The organism is Roseobacter sp. TSBP12, assembly GCF_009129705.1.
GTDB lineage: Bacteria > Pseudomonadota > Alphaproteobacteria > Rhodobacterales > Rhodobacteraceae > Celeribacter > Celeribacter baekdonensis_A.
In genome coordinates this window covers 1-22,578 of record NZ_PYIB01000070.1, presented here as the reverse complement: position 1 = coordinate 22,578, position 22,578 = coordinate 1, and the positions used below count along the sequence as shown (strand labels likewise).

Annotated in this window: 13 protein-coding genes and 3 pseudogenes; 7 read left to right on the top strand and 9 right to left on the bottom strand. The window is 58.2% G+C overall.

The window, feature by feature from the left end; all coding sequences use genetic code 11:
• Nucleotides 1-378 precede the first annotated feature (378 nt).
• Together C8029_RS22130 and C8029_RS19875 are read right to left on the bottom strand one after the other, a co-directional pair.
• Entirely contained in the window at nucleotides 379-555 is a 177-nt protein-coding gene (locus C8029_RS22130; RefSeq protein ID WP_175545370.1) for a hypothetical protein, read from the bottom strand.
• A gap of 636 nt (nucleotides 556-1,191) precedes the next feature.
• A complete protein-coding gene (locus C8029_RS19875) occupies nucleotides 1,192-1,530 on the bottom strand; it encodes a DUF736 domain-containing protein (RefSeq protein WP_152003578.1) in 339 nt (112 codons plus the stop codon).
• Between the two features lie 1,044 nt (nucleotides 1,531-2,574).
• Between C8029_RS19875 and C8029_RS19865 the strand changes: the two genes are divergently transcribed.
• From C8029_RS19865 to C8029_RS19835, 7 genes are all read left to right on the top strand, one after another.
• Nucleotides 2,575-3,255 (top strand): SOS response-associated peptidase, encoded by a 681-nt coding sequence (locus C8029_RS19865; protein WP_090271105.1) that lies wholly within the window; start codon nucleotides 2,575-2,577, stop codon nucleotides 3,253-3,255.
• Nucleotides 3,245-3,718, top strand: coding sequence for an ImuA family protein (locus C8029_RS19860; RefSeq protein WP_226946407.1), 474 nt, complete (start codon nucleotides 3,245-3,247; stop codon nucleotides 3,716-3,718). The genes C8029_RS19865 and C8029_RS19860 overlap by 11 nt, the downstream gene beginning before the upstream one ends.
• A gap of 40 nt (nucleotides 3,719-3,758) precedes the next feature.
• Nucleotides 3,759-5,258, top strand: coding sequence for a Y-family DNA polymerase (locus C8029_RS19855; protein WP_090271107.1), 1,500 nt, complete (start codon nucleotides 3,759-3,761; stop codon nucleotides 5,256-5,258).
• Complete coding sequence (locus C8029_RS19850; RefSeq protein ID WP_152003577.1) at nucleotides 5,255-8,605, top strand: error-prone DNA polymerase; 3,351 nt, start codon at nucleotides 5,255-5,257, stop codon at nucleotides 8,603-8,605. Before C8029_RS19855 ends, C8029_RS19850 begins: the two co-directional genes overlap by 4 nt.
• Nucleotides 8,606-8,646: 41 nt before the next feature.
• Nucleotides 8,647-9,378: a plasmid pRiA4b ORF-3 family protein gene (locus C8029_RS19845; protein WP_226946406.1), complete on the top strand. Its 732-nt coding sequence runs from the start codon at nucleotides 8,647-8,649 to the stop codon at nucleotides 9,376-9,378.
• A 246-nt stretch (nucleotides 9,379-9,624) separates the two neighbouring features.
• Nucleotides 9,625-10,455, top strand: a complete 831-nt coding sequence (locus C8029_RS19840; protein WP_090271109.1) for a type IV toxin-antitoxin system AbiEi family antitoxin domain-containing protein — start codon at nucleotides 9,625-9,627, stop codon at nucleotides 10,453-10,455.
• Nucleotides 10,445-11,362 (top strand): nucleotidyl transferase AbiEii/AbiGii toxin family protein, encoded by a 918-nt coding sequence (locus C8029_RS19835; protein WP_152003576.1) that lies wholly within the window; start codon nucleotides 10,445-10,447, stop codon nucleotides 11,360-11,362. The genes C8029_RS19840 and C8029_RS19835 overlap by 11 nt, the downstream gene beginning before the upstream one ends.
• Nucleotides 11,363-11,579: 217 nt before the next feature.
• On the opposite strand, the gene C8029_RS19830 is transcribed toward C8029_RS19835, so the two are convergent.
• The 7 genes and pseudogenes from C8029_RS19830 to C8029_RS19795 all read right to left on the bottom strand — a co-directional run bounded on the left by C8029_RS19830 (nucleotide 11,580) and on the right by C8029_RS19795 (nucleotide 22,474).
• Entirely contained in the window at nucleotides 11,580-12,059 is a 480-nt protein-coding gene (locus C8029_RS19830; RefSeq protein ID WP_226946408.1) for a DUF6088 family protein, read from the bottom strand.
• Nucleotides 12,060-12,145: 86 nt separating this feature from the next.
• Nucleotides 12,146-13,313: pseudogene (locus C8029_RS19825) on the bottom strand (IS3 family transposase).
• Between the two features lie 527 nt (nucleotides 13,314-13,840).
• Nucleotides 13,841-14,623 (bottom strand): hypothetical protein, encoded by a 783-nt coding sequence (locus C8029_RS19820; protein ID WP_152003574.1) that lies wholly within the window; start codon nucleotides 14,621-14,623, stop codon nucleotides 13,841-13,843.
• 421 nt (nucleotides 14,624-15,044) lie between these two features.
• Nucleotides 15,045-18,823 (bottom strand): annotated as a pseudogene (locus C8029_RS23175) (anti-phage protein Upx-like protein).
• Between the two features lie 346 nt (nucleotides 18,824-19,169).
• Complete coding sequence (locus C8029_RS19805) at nucleotides 19,170-20,330, bottom strand: ESCO family N-acetyltransferase (RefSeq protein ID WP_193217696.1); 1,161 nt, start codon at nucleotides 20,328-20,330, stop codon at nucleotides 19,170-19,172.
• Between the two features lie 583 nt (nucleotides 20,331-20,913).
• Nucleotides 20,914-21,542, bottom strand: a pseudogene (scpB, locus tag C8029_RS19800) (SMC-Scp complex subunit ScpB).
• A gap of 47 nt (nucleotides 21,543-21,589) precedes the next feature.
• The gene (locus C8029_RS19795) at nucleotides 21,590-22,474 is read right to left on the bottom strand and encodes a DUF1403 family protein (RefSeq protein ID WP_152003570.1); all 885 of its coding nucleotides are present in this window, start codon (nucleotides 22,472-22,474) and stop codon (nucleotides 21,590-21,592) included.
• Between the last annotated feature and the right edge of the window lie 104 nt (nucleotides 22,475-22,578).

Here is a 22,578-nt window from a genome sequence, read left to right as displayed (position 1 = left end):
GCCATATCCTGCCAACGTCTTTCTTCTCTCCTTCGCTTATATCTCAATACGTCACATTGCGCAATATTGCTTTTTGCATGATGTGTCTTTTTGAGAGCGTTTGGGAACGCTTTCAAAGCCCCCGTGCAGCGCGACACGGATCAAGCCCAGTGGTCACTGATGCGTGGAAGGAGAGGGGAACAAGCTGCCGAAACGGGTGCCTAAGCAGCACGTGACGACAGGCAAATCGAGCGCCCGAACCGGTTACGGATCGGGTGCCATGTACACGAAAACTGCCCGCGCTCGAGGGCGCGAGTCACGCCCTATGAGGGCGTCACGAAGCTTTTGAGAGACCGTGTCAGACCCCTGCGGATCTGAAGACCCGCAGGGGTATCTGGGTCAGTGACCCATTACGTCAGTGCGCAGGCCGTCGTAGCGGCTGCGGGCGATCAGCGCCTCGGTCTCGAGGCTGTCGAGCGTCTCGGGATGGGCGTCTTCATCGAAGGCGGCAAGGTAGGCCTCGAAGGCCATGTCGGCTTGCAGTTCGGCGAGGTCGATGGATTGTTCGAGTGTCATGATGTGATCCGGCCCAACGATCGTCGCCCAAACGGATCGTGGAAAAGACCGGGGGCATGAGAGCGGGCTGCACCCGGCACGGGGCGGAATGAAATGGAGCACGCCGGGGGCAGGTTTGTTGTGAGCGATGCCCCGCAGCGCGTAAAGCGCATCAGCCGTCCAGAAACCTGCCCCCGGCGTTGCCGTCCGCTCGACCCCGGGCTAGCGATCTCTAAGGCCAACAGGTCGACGGAAAGGCGCGCGGCGGTGACCTTCACGTGAGACGTTGCCCTGGGATGCATGACGATGATTTGCGATTTCGTTGCCTGCGGCACAGGGCGAATTCGCCGCCCCTGGGAGCCTCGCAAAGACACCCCTGGGCGGGTTGCTCGACTGCCGGAAGGGGTGCGCTTGGCTCGCTAAATGGGCTCCCAGTTCTCACTGCTGACTTTCGGTTTCGCCTCTGGCTTGCACGATCAACGCCGTCACTGAACAGAACTATTGAAACCGCATCTGCGACTTATCCAGTCTGACTACCCGACTCTATGTCCACGTCCGAAATATCCGGCATCCTTCGGACACCGATAGTGCGCCGGTCGAGGGCTAGTTCCCCGGAACGAGAAAAAGCCAGACCGCCGAAGCGGTCTGGCCGTTAGCTTAGGCGGCGTCTTTGGGCCCCCAGGGGATAACGGCCTGCAGGGACAGATCGTCCTGGTTCGCCGCCTTGCCGAGGTTGGCGTTGAAGCCGTGGTCGCGGATGGTCAGCGTGAAGTAGTCCGCGCCGGTCTCCTTGTTCTGCTTCTTCCAGATGCCGCCGCACTCGACCAGCTTTCCGCGCGGGGAGCGGCCGAGGACGCGGTGCGTCGGGGCCATCGGGTTCGCGCTCGCGACGGGTTCGACCGTGATGTCGAGGTCGAAGGTCAGGGTCGAGATGGAGCCTGTGCCCTTGGCGGTTTCGATGTCGGCGCTGGTGAATTTGATGCAGTTCGTGGTCATTGCTCTTCTCCTTGTTTGCGTTGCAATGATGGTCACCTTGCAGCTGGCCAAGGCCCGGCCACACCGAAGGCGAAGCGCAGCGGAGAGGGGCAGGCGCCGGTCTTTTTGATGCGCGAGGAATGACCCACCTTTGGTCTTTGGTGGGTCAGGGGAAAAAGATCGGCGACAACCTTTGTGGACGGGACGACAGCTGCGACCAACATGTCATGCAACTCAGACATCGGGAGAAGTGCGGTGGCCATGAACGAAAGTGGAGGAACAGCTGAGAGAGATGCCAGGGGCGGCGTCATTTCTGCCCTCTCGCCCCGAGCCGTACCCGGACGAGTTAGAGCTTTGCCGAGCCCTGCCCAACGTGTCGCGACGGCTAGCATCTGTGGCAAAGCGATGTGTGTCATCAGGCTGGCCATCCCCAAGAAGACCGTCGAGGCATCTGCATTTGGCGCGGTTCATCCGGGCGTCGAACGGAACAGACAAGCGGTCGCGATAGCTAGCTGTTTCATGCATCGCGCTGATTCCCGGCCCTCTGCCAGCTACGACCAATGCAATCCGGTGGTCGTCGAACATCGTTTGCAGCCGGTAATGACGGCGCAGAATAGCGTATCGGGCAAAGCGAGGACTATCACCGGCTGGGACTCGCGGGACGAGGCCATTTAGACACCCCCCCGCCCCAGCGACCGTTACCGGAACGGCCGCGATGAAGCGTTGCCACGACCATGCGACGGCTGGTCGGGCTGGCTCCGGAGGAGAGTGCCCGGCCAGCAGCACGTCGCAGGGAGAGGCGACGTTTCAGCTCGGGGAGGGCGGCTGCGTGCAGCCGACCGAGTAGGGCGCGGTCCTGATCAAAAGGCAGGAGGGGCCAAGATCTTACCTTGATATTGACTGCGCCTAGAACAGATCTCAGAAAGGTGCATTGCGTAAGCCTCTTTTTGTGTCGCCCTTCCTCGTGAAGTTGGCGCTGGCTAAATCCGCCACACTTTCCAGCAGCCGCATGTTCTGTTATTGTTCTCATTCGAAACCGTATTCCGATTCCCGAGTGTACCTCAGATGTGCAACCTCTACTCCCAGACAAAGAGCCAGGACGCGGTGCGTCACCTGTTCGACAACATGCTTGAGCAGGACGAGGATCTGGTTGACGCTACTGGGAACCTGCCTCCTTTGACCGACATCTGGCCTGACTATCCAGCACCGATCATCCGGCATGGTGAGGGCGCTGCCTGGGCGCTGACAATGGCCCGTTGGGGCATGCCGACCCCTGCGAAGTTCCTCGAAGGCAAACGTACCGACAAGGGTGTCACCAATATCCGCAACGTCGGCTCTCCCCACTGGCGGCGCTGGCTCGGTGTCGAACATCGCTGCCTCGTGCCCTTCACGAGCTTTTCGGAGATTGACGGGCGCCGGGGTGCGCCGCGCAATTCGTCGGTCTGGTTCGCTTTGGATGAGGATCGGCCGCTCGCCTTCTTCGCCGCGCTGCGAACGACATGGACCTCGGTGCGCAAGCTGAAGGAAGGCGAGGTGACAGCGGAGATCTTCGGTTTCCTGACCTGCCCGCCCAACGCCGAAGTTGCGCCGATCCACCCCAAAGCCATGCCCGTCGTCCTCACGCAGCCCGAGGAATGGCGACGTTGGTTGACCGCACCGGCCGAGGACGCCCTGAAGCTGCAGCGGCCCCTGCCGGACGGGATGCTGAAGATCGTTGCCGAGGGGGTGCGCGAGGATGCGGTTTGAGTCCGCTCCGAGCGAGCTCTTTGCCCTGGTCCGGCACCGGGTCCATGAGGCGGAAGGTCCGGGACGGCGCAGCTTCGCTTTGTTGCAAGCCGCCCGACACACCGAGGCCCTGATCTGGATCATTCCCGGTCATGCCCCGCACCAGTCAATGCTCCGGGGTCTGCCCGAAGGCGTCGGGGAGCGGCTGCATCTCATTCGCCCTGCAAACGAGACCGACCTGCTCTGGGCCGCGGAGGAAGCGCTGCGCTCTGAAGGGGTCGGACTGGTAATCGCGGAGCCGGAAAAGCCCCTCTCCCTGATCGCCGGGCGACGCCTGCAACTGGCCGCGGAAGCTGGGCGAACCACCGGGCTCATGCTGATCCGTGAAGGCCAGGGCAGCAATGCTGCAGAGACGCGGTGGCATTGTACCCCGATTGCGGCGGAACGGCGGGACTCGACTCTGCATCAATGGGCTCTTATTTAGAACAAAAGGGAAACATTAAGAGCTTGGACTGTGCACTGGAATGGTAAGACGGCTGCTGTCGATCCGGTTTCCGCGGCTTGCAAGCGACACGAGCCAGCGGAGACGTCCCGTTGAGGGACCGTTCGCCCTGATCCATAGGTCAGGGAATGCCGATCATGTGCATTGTCTGAACCAAGCCGCCGAGACGCGGGGATTGCGCCTCGGCATGGCGGCGGCCGATGCGCGCGCCATCTGTCCCGAGCTGATAACGCGGCCCGCCGATCTGGCGCGAGAGGCGGCCGCACTGGCAGGCCTCAGACGCTGGGCGGGGCGTTATTCGCCGATGGTGGCGCGCGACGGCCCGGACGGGCTTATCGCCGATATCTCCGGTGTGCCGCATCTCTTCGGCGGCGAGGCTGAAATGCGGGCCGACCTTCATGCGCGGCTGGAACGGGTCGGCCTGACCCTCTCGAGCGCCATCGCCGAAACCCGTGGCGCAGCCCAGGCGCTGGCCCGTCATGGCGGCGGCATCCTGCCCGAGGGCGCGGCGAAGGAGGGTATCGCGAGCCTACCCGTCTCAGCGCTGAGGATCGGGAGCGATGTGGCGGAAGGTCTCGCCCGGATGGGGCTGAACAGGATCGGCGATCTCACCGATCTGCCGCGTGCGCCCCTCGCGCGACGGTTCGGTCCGGCTCTGGTGCTGCGTCTCGACCAGGCGCTCGGCCTTCAACCGGAGCCGGTCTCTCCCGAGGCGGACGCGCCGTATTTCGGGGTGCGGCTGACCATGCCGGAACCTATCGGCCTCGAGGCCGATGTCATGTCGGGCCTCGCGCGCTTGCTAGACCGACTCTGCAGCACACTTGCCCAACACCATCGCGGCGCACGGCGGCTGCGGCTTGAACTGCACCGGGTCGACCGGGAAACCGCGCAAGTCGAGATCGGGCTGGCCCGGCCGATGCGTGATCCCGAGCGGATTGCGGCGCTCTTTGCAAAAGGCGTGTCGCAGGTCGAAGCTGGGTTCGGGATCGAAGCGCTGCGCCTCGTTGCCCATGTGACCGAAGACCTGCCACCTGAGCAGATCGGCGGACCCCGAACGATAGACCGCGAGGACGCGCTGGCCGATCTCTTCTCGCGGCTCGGCAACCGGCTGGGCTTCGACAGGGTCCTGCGGCTCCTGCCTGCCGCCAGCAAAATCCCCGAGCGGAGCTTTTTAGTAGCACCGGCCGCCTATAGCGCCGCTGAATCTCCGCCGCCACATCGTGGACCAGATCGACCGATCATCCTCTTTCCGCCTGAGCTGGTCACGACGAAAGGGCTTGGACAACCCGGTCATCCCCCCGCCCGGTTCGCCTGGCGGCGCATGTCTTTCACCACGCTACGTGCGGACGGACCGGAACGGATCGCACCGGAATGGTGGTTCGACGATCCGGCCTGGCGCTCGGGCCTGCGCGACTACTGGCGGGTAGAAACCCAGGAGGGCCCACGGCTTTGGCTCTACCACACGCCACAGGCCCCGACCTGGCCCGCGCAGAGCTGGTTCGCGCAGGGAGAGTTCGCATGACCGGCTATGCGGAGCTCTGCGTGACGAGCAATTTCACCTTTCTGACCGGGGCCTCGCACCCCGAGGAACTGGTTACGCGTGCCGCCGAGTTGGGCCTGAGGGCCATCGCCATCACCGACCGCAACTCGGTCGCGGGCGTGGTGCGGGCCTTCTCGGCCCTGAAGGAACTGGCCCGCCTGCGCGAGGAGGCCCGCGCCGCGAGCGAGGGGGCCGAGGCTGGTCCGGTGATCCGATCCCGGCAGGTGACCGATCATTCCAGCCGCCAGACGATGCAGCACATGCCGGCAGGCGATGCCCCCCGAATTCGGCCGGACATGGTGTTGCCGAAGCTGATCCCGGGCGCCCGGATCGTGCTGACCGACAGCGAGGTCGACTGGCTCGCCCTGCCCACGGACATTGCGGCCTGGTCGCGGCTGACCCGGCTTCTGTCCCTCGGCAAGCGGCGAGCCACGAAAGGCGAATGTCATCTGACGCGCAAGGATTTGTCGGAGTGGGGTCAGGGCATGGTGCTAATCGCGCTACCACCCGACCCGATGGAGCACCCGGTCCGAGCGTGTGCCAGTGATCTGCGGCATATGCTGCGCACCTTCCCCGGCCAGTGCTTTCTTGGCGCGGCCCCGCGCTATGACGGCCGCGACCCTACCCGCCTCGACCAGCTGGCGCGGATCGCCCAGGACACCGGCCTGCCGCTGGTGGCCCTTGGCGAGGTGATGATGCATCGCTCGTCTCGGCGTCCGCTAGCCGATGTCCTGACCTGCCTTCGCGAGGGCTGCACCATCGACACGATCGGGGAGCGTCGGCTGACCAATGGCGAACACCGGCTCAAATCCCCGGACGAGATGGCGCGGATGTTCCATCGCTATCCGGCAGCGATCCGGCGCACGCTGGAGATCGCCGACCGCTGCGCCTTCCGGCTGGACGATCTGCGGTATCAATATCCCGACGAGGCGCGGGACGGCGAGCCCGCGCAGGCGCGGCTCGAACGGCTGTCGCGGGAGGGGCTGCATTGGCGCTATCCAGAGGGGCCGCCCGCCCGCATTGTGACGCGGGTCGACAAGGAACTGAAGCTCATCGGCGAGATGACGTATGCGCCGTATTTCCTGACGGTCAATGACATTGTGGCGTTCGCGCGCTCGCAGGGCATTCTGTGCCAAGGCCGCGGGTCGGCCGCCAATTCGGTCGTCTGCTACCTGCTCGGCGTGACCGAAGTGCCCCCCGAGAGCATCACCCTGATCTTCGAACGCTTCATCTCAAAAGAGCGCGGCGAGCCGCCGGATATCGACGTAGATTTCGAGCACGAGCGGCGCGAAGAGGTGATCCAATGGATCTACGAGCGATACGGACGCCATCGCGCCGGGCTGACCGCGACCGTGATCCATTTCCGTTCACGTGCCGCGATCCGCGAGGTCGGCAAGGTCATGGGGCTGAGCCAAGACATAATCGCGCGGCTTTCGGGCCAGATCTGGGGCTGGTCGTCCAGCGCCCCGGGAGAAGATCGGATGCGCGACGCCGGGATCGATCCGTCCGACGGGCGCGTGGCGCTGGCAGCGAAGCTGATCGGCGAGATCATTGGGTTTCCCCGGCATCTGAGCCAGCATGTCGGCGGCTTCGTGATCACCCATGGCCGGCTCGACGAGCTCTGCCCAATCGAGAATGCCGCGATGGAGGATCGCACCATTATCGAGTGGGACAAGGACGATATCGACGCGCTCGGGCTCATGAAGGTCGATGTGCTGGCGCTCGGCATGCTGACCTGCATCCGCAAGGCCTTCGGGCTGCTGGAGGATCACCGTCACCTGAAGCTGAGCCTCGCCAATGTGCCACCCGAGGATCCTGTGGTTTACGATATGCTCTGCAAAGCCGATGCGGTCGGGGTCTTTCAGGTCGAAAGCCGGGCGCAGCTCAACTTCCTGCCGCGCATGCAGCCGCGAAAATTCTACGATCTGGTCTGCGAGGTCGCCATCATCCGCCCCGGCCCGATCCAGGGCGGCATGGTTCATCCCTTCATCAACCGCCGTCAGGGCAAGGAAAAGGTCGAAGACCTCGGCCCCGCCATGATGGAGGTGCTGGGGCGCACCTATGGCGTCCCCCTCTTCCAAGAACAGGCCATGCAGATCGCGGTGGTCGCGGCCGGCTTCTCGGCCGGCGAGGCGGACCGGCTGCGCCGCTCACTCGCAACCTTCAAGCGGATGGGCTCCATCGGCGCGTTCCGCGAGCGGTTCATCTCGGGCATGTTGGCCCGCGGCTACGAGGCGGGGTTTGCGCAGCGATGTTTCGCCCAGATCGAAGGCTTCGGCAGTTATGGCTTCCCGGAAAGCCATGCGGCGAGCTTTGCGCGGCTGGTCTATATCTCGGCTTGGCTGAAGCGCCACCATCCGGCGGTTTTCACCTGTGCCCTGCTGAACAGCCAGCCGATGGGCTTCTACGCCCCCGCGCAACTCGTCCGCGACGCGCGTGAGCATGGCGTCGAGATCCGGGCCGTCTCGGTCAATCATTCGGCCTGGGACTGCACCCTCGAGCCACGCGGCGACGGAACGCTGGCGTTGCGGCTCGGGTTTCGGCAGATCAAAGGCATGCGGGAGGAGGATGCAGTCTGGATCGAGGCCGCCCGCGGCAACGGCTACGTGGACGTCGAAAGCCTGTGGCGCCGGGCTGGTGTCAGGCCGGTCGCACTGGAACGGTTGGCGGAAGGGGATGCCTTCGCCTCGCTCGGTCTCAATCGGCGCGATGCGCTCTGGGCCGCCCGGGCGTTGCGAGGGCCAAAGCCCCTGCCCCTTTTCGGGGCCGACGGTGAGGGCGGAGCGGAACCGCAGGTTACGCTGCCGGCGATGACGCTCGGGCAGGAGGTGATCGAGGACTACCTGGCACTGCGGCTTTCTCTGCGCGCCCATCCGATGGAGTTGCTGCGGCCGCGCTTGCCGGACAGTCTGCCGCATGAACGTCTGGATCGAACCACCGGGCGCATCACGGTGACGGGTCTCGTGATCACGCGGCAACGGCCTGGCACGGCCTCGGGCGTGATTTTCCTGACGCTGGAGGACGAAACTGGCGTGACCAACGTTGTGGTCTGGAGCCGGGTCTACGAGACCTTTCGCAAGGCGGTGATCGCCGGGCGGCTTCTGCGCGTCACTGGCCGGATCGAACGCGAGGGACAGGTCGTTCATGTGATCGCCGAGCGGATCGAGGACATCTCGCCGATGCTTTCGAGCCTTGGGCAACCGGCCACCGACGCAGGAGGTCGCCAGCCCGGTTCAGTAGGCCACGCCACGTTCGGCGGCCGCGGTTCAACGGCCCGGCATCCGCGTGAACAGGGAAAGAAGTTGTTTCCAAGCCGGGATTTTAACTAAGGCGTGCCCTCATATCGGTCGCAATAAGCGGGGCCAATATCGTGACCACTGGAAATGCAGACTCAATTGGTAGGACGGGTGTCGCAGCAGATGACCTCAAGGCAACGACAATCAAGTTTCCCCTTGAATGCTTCAGTCCAAAAAATCAGGTTGCTTCAACGACAAGGCCATCGAAACAGGCGGAACACATTTTGATTGAACTGAAAATCGAACTTATTGGCATCAAACCACCCATCTGGCGCCGGATCTTCGTGCCGAATGACATCAGCTTGGACATCCTGCATTCCGTTCTTCAGGGCGCTATGCCGTGGCAAGACTATCATTTGCATGAGTTCGAGATTGGCGAGGACAGGTTCGAGGCCCGCGACGAAAGTGACGACAGCTGGGATCCTGACGATGGCCGAAAGGACGAGAAGAGGTTTACTCTTGGAGAGCTGGTCAAGAAAGGCAGTCAGTTCACATACACTTACGATTTCGGCGATGGTTGGCGACACCTCGTCACTGTCGAGAAAGTTGGCAAAACAACCGGAAGACCAGATCAGGACTTTCCCGCCTGTGTTGCCGGAGAACGCGCGTGTCCGCCAGAGGACAGTGGGGGGCCCTACTCTTACGAAGAGTTTCTCGACGCACTGACCGACAAACACCACCCGGAACATCGTGATACAAAGCAATGGGCGGGCGCGTTCGAACCGGAAGTGTTCAGCGTGCAGCAAGCCAATGCAGCCGTCGGTGCGATGTTTGTTTGGGCAAAAGAGCGCCGCGATCGAAAGTGAAACCTGACTCTGGTTTGGCGCAGCTGCTTCGACATGAGCACAAAGCTCCAACTTTTCGATCCGAATGGCCGGGTGTCTTCTCAGCCCTTCGAGGGCATCCCCGCCCTGCTTTGCTGGTGAGCTTCAGAGCCGACAACCACCAATCTCTTTGAGAATGTGAAAATTTGTCCATCCTTGACGGACTATCTCACAGGTCTCCACAGAAACAAGTGGCGGTCTCTTTAAAAATATATCATTGTGTCGCTTATGAGCGGACAAGAACACGAAAAACTAAAGAACCTTCTTGAGGCTGTCCCCACGGGGTTCCTCGTGGACTCCGTCTGGCTTGAGCACCACGGGATAGGCCGGCGTTCGTCCTACGCTTATGTCCAACGCGGCTGGCTAGAACGCCTTGGCCGCGGCGTCTTCCGCCGCCCCGCACCAAGCAGCGCCACCACGAACACACTCGACTGGAAGACCTGCCTGCTCTCGCTCCAGCACATCATGCACTACCCTGTCCATATCGGCGGGGTGACGGCATTGAGCCTGCAAGGCTATGCGCACTATCTCTCCCTCGGAGACAAGAGCACGGTTTGGCTCTACGGCTCAAAAATCCCCAACTGGCTCGAAAAACTGCCGCTCAACGCCGAACTCCGCCCACGCAGCGTATCGCTGTTCTCCGATCCGGAGTTGGGTGTCGCTGACACACTAAATAATCTCAACGAGACAGCATCGTCCCTGCCATGGGACTGGAAACTGGTGATGTCCTCGCCGGAACGCGCGATCCTCGAAGCGCTGGACGAGTTGCCGAATCAAGAGAGCTTTCACAACCTCGACATGGCGTTCGAAAGCCTGACGACGTTGCGCCCGAGAACCCTCGCGGCGCTGCTCAGCAGTTGCAAGAAGATCAAGGTCAAACGCCTGTTCTTCGTGTTCGCCGACCGCCACGACCATGCCTGGCGCAAGCGACTCGATCCGGAAGAGTTCGACCTCGGCAGCGGCGACCGCGCATTGGTTAAAGGCGGCAAGATACATCCGCGCTACAGGATCATGGTGCCCGAAGAGTTTGTAAGAAAGGAACGTGGTCATGGCGCGTGAAGACTATGCCGCCCAAGTGGCCCTGCTCGTGCGCATACTGCCGTATGTCGCAAAGGAAGAGATATTTGCGCTGAAGGGCGGGACGGCCATCAACCTCTTCTATCGCGACCTTCCGCGCCTCTCGGTCGATATCGATCTGACCTATCTGCCTGTCAAAGACCGCGCCGAAAGCCTCGCCGAAATCAACGACGCGATGGACCGGATTGCCGCCGCCATCGAAGACGGCATCACCGGTGCCAACGCGCAGCGTATTGCGGGCGGTGGCGGCGGCGCCACACGCGCGCTCGCACGCCTCGGTGCAGCCGAAATCAAGATCGAAACCTCCCCTGTCACCCGCGGCGTCGTGCATGATCCGGAACAACGCGAAGTCTCGGAAGCCGTCGAGGAAGAGTTCGGATACGCGATGATGAACATCGTCTCCTTCGAGGATTTGTTCGGCGGTAAGCTACATGCGGCCGTCGATCGCCAGCACCCGCGGGATCTCTATGACGTCAAGCTCCTCTACGAGAACGAAGGGTTTACCGACGAGTTGTTCCGCACCTTTCTGATCTATGTGGCGAGTTCACCACGCCCGCCGCACGAACTGCTGAACCCAAACCTGATCAATCTGGATCAGCCCTACGCGCGAGAATTCGAGGGCATGACGAAGAAAGCGGTCAACCTTACGGAATTGATCGCAACGCGCGACCGCCTGATCGGGGACATCCAATCCCGAATGGATGAAGACGCGAAGAGGTTTCTGAGAACCCTGCATGAAGGCGATCCCGACTTCGACGCGATCGATCGCCATCAAGCGGCCAGGTTACCAGCCGTCAGATGGAAGCTGATCAACGTGAACACGCTGAAAGCAGAAAACCCCAAGAAGCATGCCGCCCAAGGCAAAGAGTTAGAGAAGCTCCTCGGCTGAAGATGGATCAGAGATGACTGATTTTGAGAACGATCCCGATCATGAAGAATGCTTGGTCACGGTTGTTGATGTGCTCGGCTTTCCAAGAGGTCTGCGGGCCGCCCCAGCTTCGAGACAGCCACTTCCAGCGCGTCAATCTTGTCTTCGCGCGACAGGGAAAAGTAAGTTTGGCTTTCTGTCATTGCGATGACGCGAGCGCGCTAAGTTCCTTGGCCAACTAGGTTGGCGCACAGGCGCGAAGGCTCAGAAGCTCGCGCTGCTCCTCTTCGTTCAGCGTCGCCTTGATACGCCTCAATGCCTGAGCAGCTTCGGATTTGCCGAAATAGGCGAGCGCCCGAAAGGCGTACCCGGCACGACTGATGGGTGCTCGAAGCTGCCAGCTCGGCACATGTTTAAGCTCGACGCTTTGCACTCCGAGTTTCAAATGACGGCTCGGCCCGGAGGTCCAATACACTTGACGGGAAGGATTCTGCGCCGAAATGCCGAGCAGGTTCGCTGCCGACGCTCCGCTTTGCGACACGCGCTCACCGGTTGATTTCGCAATGTGCTCAACCACGGCCTGAACCGAGGGCGCCCGGTTCCCGAAGCGGGTCTTCACAGGCGACGCGAACAATCCTCGCCTCACACGCATAAGCTCCCCTCGCCGCACCAGCCGCGACAGCGCCTGATCGACCGCCGCACGCTCTCCGAGGTGCAACAACTCCCGCGCCGACAGGGTCGCAAGAGGTGGTCCTGCTTTTTCGACCAGTTTGCAGCCTTGTTAAGGTGGACCAGGGTTTCTGTTCAGGCTGCTACTCTCATTGGTTCTGTTTTGCTTGCATATGCCTCGTCAGGGGTCAAGATTCCGTGGGTCGAATGCGGGCGCTCTACATTGTAGTAAGCCAGCCACTTTCCGATACCAGCCTTCGCCTCTGAGCCTTTCTCAAAGGCGTGCAAATAGACGCATTCGTACTTGAGGGATCGCCACAGCCGTTCGATCATGCGGTTGTCGATCCAGCGCCCTTTGCCATCCATGCTGATCTTGATCTTGGCGTCGGTCAGGACTTCGATCCAGTCGCCACTGGTGAACTGGCTGCCTTGGTCGGTGTTGAATATCTCCGGCGTGCCGTGATTGGCCAAGGCCTCTTTCAGCGCCTCAATGCAGAATGTGGCGTCCATGCTATTTGACAGCCGCCATGCCAGCACCTTGCGGCTGTACCAATCCATAATGGCCACGAGATACAAAAAGCCGCGCCGCATCGGTATGTAGGTTATGTCTGCACACCAGACCTGGTCTGGACGGTCAATCACCACGTTGCGCAGCAGATATGGCCAGATCTTATGCTGCGGATGCTTTGTGCTCGTATTGGGTTCCTGATAAATTGGCACTAACCGCATAAGGCGCATCAAACGGCGGACACGATGCCGCCCGCATGCGTGGTTGTTGCGCTTCATAAAACGGGCCATCTGGCGCGACCCATACCACGGTGTTTCCAAGAACTGCTCGTCGATGATCTCCATGAACCGCAGATTTTCGACGCTCTCGCCCTTCGTTTCATAGTACAGATTGGATCTGGTCAGCGTCAGCAGCCTGCATTGACGGCGCACACTCAGCTTGTGACCCTTGCTCACCATTTTTTGCCTCGCGTCCCGAGCAACTGGTGCGAGGCATCCGCCAAAAAATCCCGCTCCACCCATTGGCTGGCAGGGGTGTTTACACCCCGAGAGGCACCAGTTGGCCAATCTTGGAATGCAGCTTGTCGACTTCTGCCGCGCTCACTTGTTCGGGCGCGGCCCCTCGGCGCGTAAATGCTGTCGCCATATTCTCAATCGCCGCGCGTTTCCAAGTCCCGATTTGGGTAGCATGGACGCCGTACTTCTTGGAAAGCTCCGCCAGCGTCATCTCTTCGCGGATTGCTTCAAGCGCCACCTTGGCTTTGAATTCAGGCGAATGGTTCTTTCGTTTCTTCATTCTGGATCACTTCTTTCATCATGCGATCCACCTTAACAACTGGTCCGAATTTTCGCGACCACCTCTGCACCCTCCGGCAATGCTTCAGCATAGGCCTTGATCGCTTGGGATGTGGTTTGCATGATCGCCTCCAAGTGTCAGATATGTAGCTTAGTTTCTGACCGCTTCAAGCAAAAGCTTCCGCGGCTCACGCTGGGCCTGGAACAGATCGCACAATGAAGCCGCCGTCCCAAAAGTGTTCAGGCAAAGGAAGGATTCGTGACGATAGAAAATCATGACCAATTGGGTTCACGCGGTCAGGCTCACAAGAGCCAAGCAACGTAAACGGCCCCTTGCTGCCATTCACGTGTCGTGTTGGATGCTGCGGCGCGGCCCGCCAAACCAGACCTTGGTCATTAGCGTAGAATTTTCAAAATGCGAACGACGGCAGAGAGGACGCGGCTGCTGTGGGGCAGCGGAGGATGAGTATGCAAAGTGTTTGGATGAGTTTACGGCGGCCTCGAATTTGGCTCTTATCGTAGAGATTCCTATGAAGGTCGCCCTTTCAGTGTCGCCTCCATAACGGTCAATGTTTCATATAGGGCCTCTCGGAGCTTTTCATAGATCTCAGAGAATTTCGCTTTATCGTCCATGCCCAATCGAGCAGACACTGAGTTAACCTTTTCACGCCTGGAATTGGTTGGCATCAGATGGGATTGAGAAACCCGCAAGTCATAAATCAGATAGAATGGTTTCATCAATTCTCGAAGATCATCTGAATATCCCAAAGTGATCATCAGTTGCTCTAGTAGTTTAATTCCTTTGATGTTTGAAACGTCTACATCCTGTGCCTCTAGATGTTTTTTAAACTGACTTACTTCCAAGGATTCCACATATACATCGTTCAGCGCCTGAGCGACTTGAGCACGCGAAGTTTTGGTGTCGAAGATTGGGTCGCGAACCAGGATAGCACTGTCGAGGACTTCGCTGGACACCTGAAAAATCGGAAATCCGAGTGAGCTCCGCGACGCTTCATTTAACTCTGAGCGCAACCGAAAAAGTCTGTTTTCCGGAGCTTCTTCAGTGAACTTGACCTCAATCTGCCCCTCATAGAACTCGCTTCCAATGTGGTGATCCGATGGCACATTCTCTGAGCGAAGATAGTATTGCTCTGTCTCCGGAAGCTTTGCGATGTCCCCCAGCCACATGAGTAAGAGGCCGTTCTCGTTGATACCGAACGAAATGTAAAAAGCAGGTTCCGAGGAGTAGATCGTCCCGTATGTCGCGGAAGCGAATTTGACTTCGTAGTTTGGGTGGTGCTCAAATTTCAATAGTGCGTCACGTCTGAAAAAGACTGGTGTCAGGAATCCTTCATCCCAAGGGCGTGTAAGCCAGGGATGTTCTCATAGTCATCTGAGTCGTACTCGAAGGGCACTTTTGAGAATGCGTATTTTTTGTTTGGTTTTGTGCGCATTGAGGTGACACGATCAGTTTCCTTTTCTATCGCCTTTCGGTGGAGTTCGACTATTGCGAACTTTGATCGATCTGGCCATTCGAGATTCCCGCAGCTACATCGCAGTGCAGGTATCCCCTCAATGTCAAACCGAACACCTGTTATGCGCTCTTGCAAGTGTACGAAGTCGAGGTGCATCAGTCTTTCGCAACGGCCACAATAAAGCCGTTGGGGCCGGTCAACGTTCCCGAAGTAGTCCAGAATAGATTTTTCGGTCATACATTTACTCACAATGCATCTTAGGCCTTCAGAGCCAGGGTACCTATTTCATCGTAAAGCAACATGTTTGCCTTGCTGCGGATACCCTCTTTTGCGTAGCCCATGGGGACCTGACCACTAAAAACGAGGCAATCCTCCAAAATTGGATCGGATATCCCGGTAAATTTTCTTAGTTCATCAAGATTTGTGCGCAGGGCGGATGCTCGATTGAGATGCTTGAGCAAGAGGTCCGGTTTGCCCTTTGCATCCAATTCACCTCGAAAACTTGACAACTGTTCGGCAATTTCTCCAGGCGTCTTTCGGTACATTAGATCCTTGCACTCAATAGCAATCACGCGGCGGCTTTGTTCGTCCCACGCAAGAACATCCACATCGCCTAGTCTCTTGATGTTGCCGAGCTTCTCATCCTCAGATCGACCCAAAATCTGTGTAAAGCCTACATCTGACTTTGCTGTCCAACCCAATTCACGGAGCCGTCCAGCCACTTGATCGTTGAAGCTACTTTTGTCCTTCATCGAACCATTCCAGCGCAGCATTTCCTTCGTGCGAATTTGAATTTCGCGAAATTCGGCTTCCCAGTACCGAACGAAAGTATACTCACCCCCATCGCCGACCATCCCTGGCCAAAGATAGATTTCAGGATCGTCTGCGTTGTTGAGTTGGATCAATGGACGCCGAAGGACACTTAGCAAACGCCGGAACTTCCAGGGTTGGCGATCTAGATCTGTAAATCCTTCAGGTGCGACCCTCCAGTCCGATCTTGGGGGCAAAGAAAGCTCATGAAAAATCTTATCCAAATGCTGCTCCAGTTCCGGTTTCAGGTCCAGAACCTTCCGCGTAAGCTCCGACTTTCGAACCACAACACACGCTTTCTCCTCGGCCAGCCCAACCTCTTCACAAGCAACTACAAAAGCTCCATGTGCTTCAATAGGGAAGCCAAGCTCGCATTCCCACGCCTTTGAAAACTGTTCTTTTTCGGCCAAAAACCTCTTGTCCAGCTCGCCAGCCTTCTCCTTAGATGCCGAGAAGTGATCCCCATAACCTTGAATACTTCGCTCAACTCTGGATTTCATGCCAGCTTGACCGAACGGGACGACAACCTCCTCGAAAAAGTCATGGTTTGCGAGCACATCGCCGAGCGCGGCCACCATAAGTGTTGGTTCCATCGCGCCGTAGTGAATTGCGTCAGACCATCCCCCAAATTCAATTATCTCAATCATCATCGCCATGGACTTTGCGAGATCAAACTCACCAAATGCACCGCCATCGTCGAGACTGCAAACGCAGTTGGCAACTTCGACTAGAACACGCGATGACTGAAAAACTGCGTTAAGCTTCGACTGGTGCTTGAGTATTTCCTCCAATGCGCGTCCTTTGTCTTCGTGCAATGCACTGACAGCAGCGGCGGTTCTTTTCCAAGTCTCTTGGTCGCACATTGCAGCTTCATGGTTAGTGATAAGCCTTTGCAAAACAGACTTCTTCTCAAACTTTCTTAAGAAATCGATCAGTTTATTTTCAAGATATTCAACTAGTCGGCGCAGATAGGCCGTACACTCCGCTTTTCCTTGCACGGTTCCGCCCAGTTTGCGGTCACGGGCCTTCCAACCAAGGAAAAGCTTGAGTGTGCTCGTGTCGGCATCGTTTATGAATACTGGTTTTCGTGGGAGTTTGTGATGAACAAAATCGCGAAAACTGACCGCTGGGAAGGCATGTGTTTGCCGCACACGATTGTTTGGAACAATCGAGATTATCAGATCCTCAAACTGCTCTGCGGGCAACGGCTCAGCTGCGAGTTGAGAAACTCCGAGGCAAACTGCCCTCACCCACTCTCTTTCGGCAACATTATCTTCATTGAAGAAGGCATCTTCAAATCTGCGATTGGCTTTCACGGTTACCACCGCTTCGTCGGTTTGAGCACTTATTGAAAGAGCTTCCCTCAGCTCATTCTCTGAGAACGGTTTAGGCTGCTCTGCCAGGCCAGCCATTGCACCATCAAAGGTTGCATTGATTTGCAATCGATTTGGCGGTTTGTGTTGTTCTTCAAGTGCACCAAATGCTTGGGCAATTCGAGGCAACCATGTAGACAGCATCCTCCAACGTTCGAAAATCGCATCTCTCGGACTACCCTCAACACCACTTACCTGAGTCCACCATTCGGTGCCCCGATCTTCGAACAGCAATGCCGGAAGGCTCTCGTTGCTTAGCATGTCTGCATATAGAGAAATGGATCGATCTTCTTCGCTCAACGAGCTGGACGTGCGTCTGACCAAAGTCCAACTGCCATCAAGCTTGCAGGCAGAATGAACATCGGCTTCTTGTTGCGATTGATGTCGCAATGTGCGCAGCGCGTTCTGATCGACCATGATCAAACCGGCACCTCCGTCCCCGAAGGTATCTGGAACCTGATTGTGTGGTACCAAGTGCCGCCAAGTTGCTCTCGCCAAGCAATCAAATTGAGCAGACCATTGATATTGATGAGTTCAATTCCAGCTTCCGAGACCTGCCGTTCAGCATCCTTCAGCCGCCATAGTGAAATCGGCGCAAAGCTATTCTTGTTCGAAAGGACCTCAAAATCGTGCACAGAGAGAAAGTCTACATCCCAATCTTCAAGTTCTAAGACGCTGACATCATGCATGATGCCTCGCCCGACGCCGCAGCTTACTACTAGGCTAATGCCCGATTTGAAGTCATCGCTTCCTTCGGCTTTCGCTTTGGCCAGCTTTATGTGATCGAGGATCGCGGCGGATGTAGTGGGCTGGTTCTTGTCCCATCCGCCAAACCCTGTTTTTTCAAAGCCCCGCAGATTGTCCATGAAAAACAGAATGTGAAGCACTCTCCCGTCGTCAACCCAGCGAAACACACTTGCCATGAGAGTGTCACCGGCGGGCGTAAATTCTAGCTGAACTCGACCAAATTCTCCGAGAAAAGGTATCAAGTTCAGTCGTTTTGAGTATTCGTGGGCTAAAGCCTTCAAGAAGGTGTCCAGTCCATAGGCCTTGACGACCATCTCAAAAACAAAACGACGAATGCCGCCGCTGATTGCGGTCGGAAGTAGCAGGAAAGTCTTGCCGTCCTTATGGCATACGGGCCAACGTTCGAGATCGTTGTGAAGTAGACTTTGTTTGAGGAGCTTTGTTCTTGCTGATGGATCAAATCCAAACTCGCCAAGGTCGTCGAGCTTTATGCCCAGATCATCAAGATCAGCCGAGCTGAACGTCAGGCACTTTCTCAGTTCTGTTATTCGTTCAGCGTCTTGTGGAGTGAGCTTTGCCTTGGGTATCTCATTCCCCAGCTGGTTTCTGGACAAACCGGCGCGTTTGCAGGCTTCATCTGACAAGGTCAGCAGTGCGTAGACCGGATCCCTGATCACATCGTAGCTTTCGTTCTTGGGAAGACTGTCGACCATTTGCATGAATACCTGCAGGAAGTATCCAGCTCCTTCACTTAGCCCCTCAAGTACGAGGAAATTGCCACGCATAGTGCTGATGTTGCTTACGAACACATCTTCAGCTGGATCTTCTTGTCTAGCGACGATGCCCTTTTCCATGTCCCCATAAAGTCTGCGGAAATCCTTCTGTTTGAGCCTGTTTTTGTCGCGACCAAGCGCCAAAGCTAAATTGACCAAGGTCTCGATCCGATAGGTCGAACTTTGGAGGTTTTCATTCAGCAAAAGAGCGGCGAAGGAAAGTGCAGTAGCGAGCGGGTCCGAACCTTCCAAGACAGCAAAGGTATCTTTGTATTGCTTTCTCAAGTCTTCAAACGCACCGGTGTTTTGGTTTTCTTCAAGTTTTTTTGGCATTGGCGATAGAGGAAACATGAATTCAGCCACTAGAATGGAGGATACGAACACTACCCTTACGCGAATGCACGCAAGAAAATAAGCACTTTGCAGGTATCAATTTTTTCGCCTGCAATCAGAGGTCTGCGAACGGCTGCTTTGGAACCTCACCGAATTACATTGCGCACCGCAGCGAAAGTCCGGATTCCGCCCTTTTTGTCGATCAACGTGAACAACCCGTAGGCGCCACTCGAGTACCCCGGATGCTACATTGCCGAATTCCCCAAAGCCGCCTTTCGATGAGTGGCGCAGTTACAGTACGGAGGAATGAACACCGCGCTAAAGCATCCATTCGAATCCTGCCTGCTCAAAGCAGGTGATCCAATCCGTTCTTCACGAGGAACCGCTGCATCTCGTCAGATATCGGGCGCTCAACATCAAACTCACCAAATCGGCCGACAAATCGCTGCCAGTTCTTGGTCAGCCAGCCTTTTCTGCGCTCGTCTGGAGCGATCCAGATCCAGTCCAACTTCATCTGACCCCCGGCCTCTGCATCCGTTGGTCTGAAACAGCAGGTACCAACGATACGATGGTCGTCGTCGACAAAAAGAAACCCGATCGCTTCCTCATCAGAGGTCGGGTCCCATTGTGTGAAATCGAAGCCCATCTCGCGCTTGAAGGCTTTGGCCCTCCGGTGAACGGCGATCCGTAGCCAGCTAGGTGACCGCTCGTTAACCCAGACTGCTTCTGGATCCACTTTCAGGGCTGTCTTAATCGCCCTGGACGGCACGGGGCGCAGCGTTGTGACCGTCTTTCGATGGAAAATCCGGTGTTCATGCTCATCGGGCTTGTAGCCGCTCAAATAAAGCATGCCGCAGACAGGGCAGGTGACAGCTTCACGAGCGGGGCCTTCGACGCAGTGAGGCGCGGTGACACTCATAATGGCGGGGGCGCCGTCGGCTCCGTTGGTGACCTCGACCCTGTAACCGGAAGAGGTCTTGAAAGTGTCGACCTCACCAATGGGTATCACGCAAGGTTCTGTACCTACAGTAACCGGCCCCATCGTATGCCGCTGGTCAATGTACCAGAGCGCGGTCACCTCTTCATCGGACACGCAGCTATGCTCTTCGGTTTGCCGGGCCACCTCGGCGCACACAGCAGTCGCGTTCACCTGGAACCCCAAACGTTCCAGCCATATCAGGAGACAGGCCGCCCCCGCCGTGCTGAGCCCCACCCCCCCACTAAAGTCGTGGTCCTTCGTTTGCGGCTTGAAACCCACGAATGGCAGGTTGATATTCAGCTGCCTCGCGATTCCCTCAACGTCCCTTAAAGCCGTCCAGTCGACCCGGCTATCCTGCATTGAGATCAGATCTTCAAGCTGATGCAGTTTAGCCCACCCCTGTTGGGAAATAGCCTCAATTAGAGCTCGCCCTCTCGAAGAGGGATTACCAGACCCTGGCCGCTTCAAAGCGTTCACCAGAATAGCAAGCTCTCGAGCAGGGAGAAAAATGTAGTTCACAAATGTCATTTTATTGTCCGACGTTTGCGTCACTCTACAAACGGCTATCCGGACAGGCATGCTTGCAAAGCTAGTATCGGGACCGTCAGGTATTGTAACAGAGTTTTTCTAGATGGAAGCTTCCCACATATTTTAGTCGATCTCACTCACCGACGCCAGAGATTGGACACCTGAAATACTAAAGCCGACATCGAAAAGCGGCACGGAAAAGAAATAGCCGTTGCAGAGGGGAAGAGGAAAATTCTAAGGAGTGCGGCGGACTCAGTTGAGACGATCAGCTTTGCATATCACAATAGACTGCTTTCCGCTCGTTTATGAGTAGCAAGCGCCCACGTCGCCACGCGTTACCTAAGTGACTGCTTTCGTGGTGTCGCTGCGGACGCCACGCCGCACTGCCATAAGACCGCTTTCCGCTCACAACGACGAGGAGGGAATGCCTTGTCGCGAGAATTGCACGAGGCTTCGTTCAGAAATAATGAAACGATTTTCACATTGCAATCATGCGGCTTTTTGGAGAACGCAGAAGAATCGTTGCACGGCAAATGAAACGATAAGCAGAACGGCGGACTTCACTTTCAGCATCGGCAATGCGTCACCCGAAATCGACCTCTGGTGCTTGGTCGACAACTCCCGCATCCTCCAACTGTTCCCGATCGGGAAGATCGCGCAGGTTTTCCAAACCGAAGGCAACAAGGAACTGCTCCGTGGTGACGAAGGTATAGGGCGCCCCCCGACGCGGCGACCTTGGCCCTGTCCCGATCAGGTCGCGCGCATGCAGCCGACCGATCAGGTCGCGGCTGATCTCCTTGCCGAAGATGTCCTTCAACCCGTCGCGGGTGATCGGCTGGTGGTAGGCGATAGCGGCCAGGACGGCGACGTCGAATTCGCTCAGGTCCATCAGTTGGTCGCCAACATCCGCTGCGGCGCGGATCGCGGGGGCGTAGGCGACCCGCGTCCGGAAGATCCAGCCTTCCGCCACTTTGGCAATCTCGAAGGCCCGCCCCTCCAGATCAGCCGACACATCCGCGATCAAAAGGTCGACCGAGACCCCCTGCCCCACCACGCGGGCCAGGTCCTCGCGCGACACCGGCGAAGCGAGGCAAACACCACCGCCTCGATCCGGCGCATCCATTCCTGCCAGCGCAACTCTGGCGGCAGGTCGCGCAGCTCGCGATCCAGTTCAGGGTCAGAGCGATCCTTCGTCGACTTTGGTGGTCGCATGTCCGAACCGCGAAACCGGTTCCCACTTTCGCTGTCCATGCTCACACCTACACCCCGTAGAGCCGGAAAGTGTCGCGCCCCGTCAACTCGCGCACCGCGCCGAGGTCGACCAGCCGGTCGCAAAGCCGCCGCGCGGCGCGATCCGGCAGCGGCAGAGCCGAGGGAGCAACAGCATCCCGCGTCAGGAACATCTCGACCGCATCCCCCGCCCCCTTGGCCCGCAGCTTGGGGGCAACCGCCTTCAAATGCGTCGTCCGACGCGCGAGGTCGGAAGCCTGCCGCACGGCCTCAATCGTCGATGAAATCAGCGCCCTGTGACACGTCAAGCGCAAGTCGTCGCCTTGCTTGCGCAGGTCGGCGCGTTTCAGGCCCGCGGCCAACAACGGCACGAGATGATCCCAGCCAAGCGCCCGTGCCAGAGCTGCATCAGCAAGAATCAGCGCAGGCACGTCGGCACGCGGCGCTCCGGTAAGCACCGCCTCCAGCGCCATCGCGGCCCGGGCCACGGGCGCCCCTTTCCCCGCATCGAGCCACGCGGCATTCTGGCCCGTCTCGAAGGCCGGCAAGGCTCGTCCCAAAGCCTTGATCGACACCGGCCGCTCCACCGCGCGCCGCCAGGGAAGGTAGGTTTCACCGGCCGGTCCGGGAAGATCGACCGAGCGCAGAAGGTGCACCGCATCGCGCAACTCCCCTTCCCGCTCCGGGCGCCCGGAAAACGCGACACAAGCCTCGGCCGCACGCAGCGCCAGCCGATCCCGCAACAAGGCTTGGGGCACGTCCTTGTGTCCCAATACCACATGCAGGTGGTTCAGCGCTGCACCCGACAAAAACGCAACATCTTCAAAGGTTTCGGCGCGCGCCGAGGTGACCCAGGACGGCATCCGGGGCATTATTTCAGGGTCGTTGATGTGGGTATCGCGGGCAAAAGTCATGCGAATAGCTTAAACCCATACGGCGGTTTTATCCATATATTTCCATTAAAAGCGCCGCATCTTGCACGATCCGTATATGTCCAATAAGTTTGCATTATCGGACA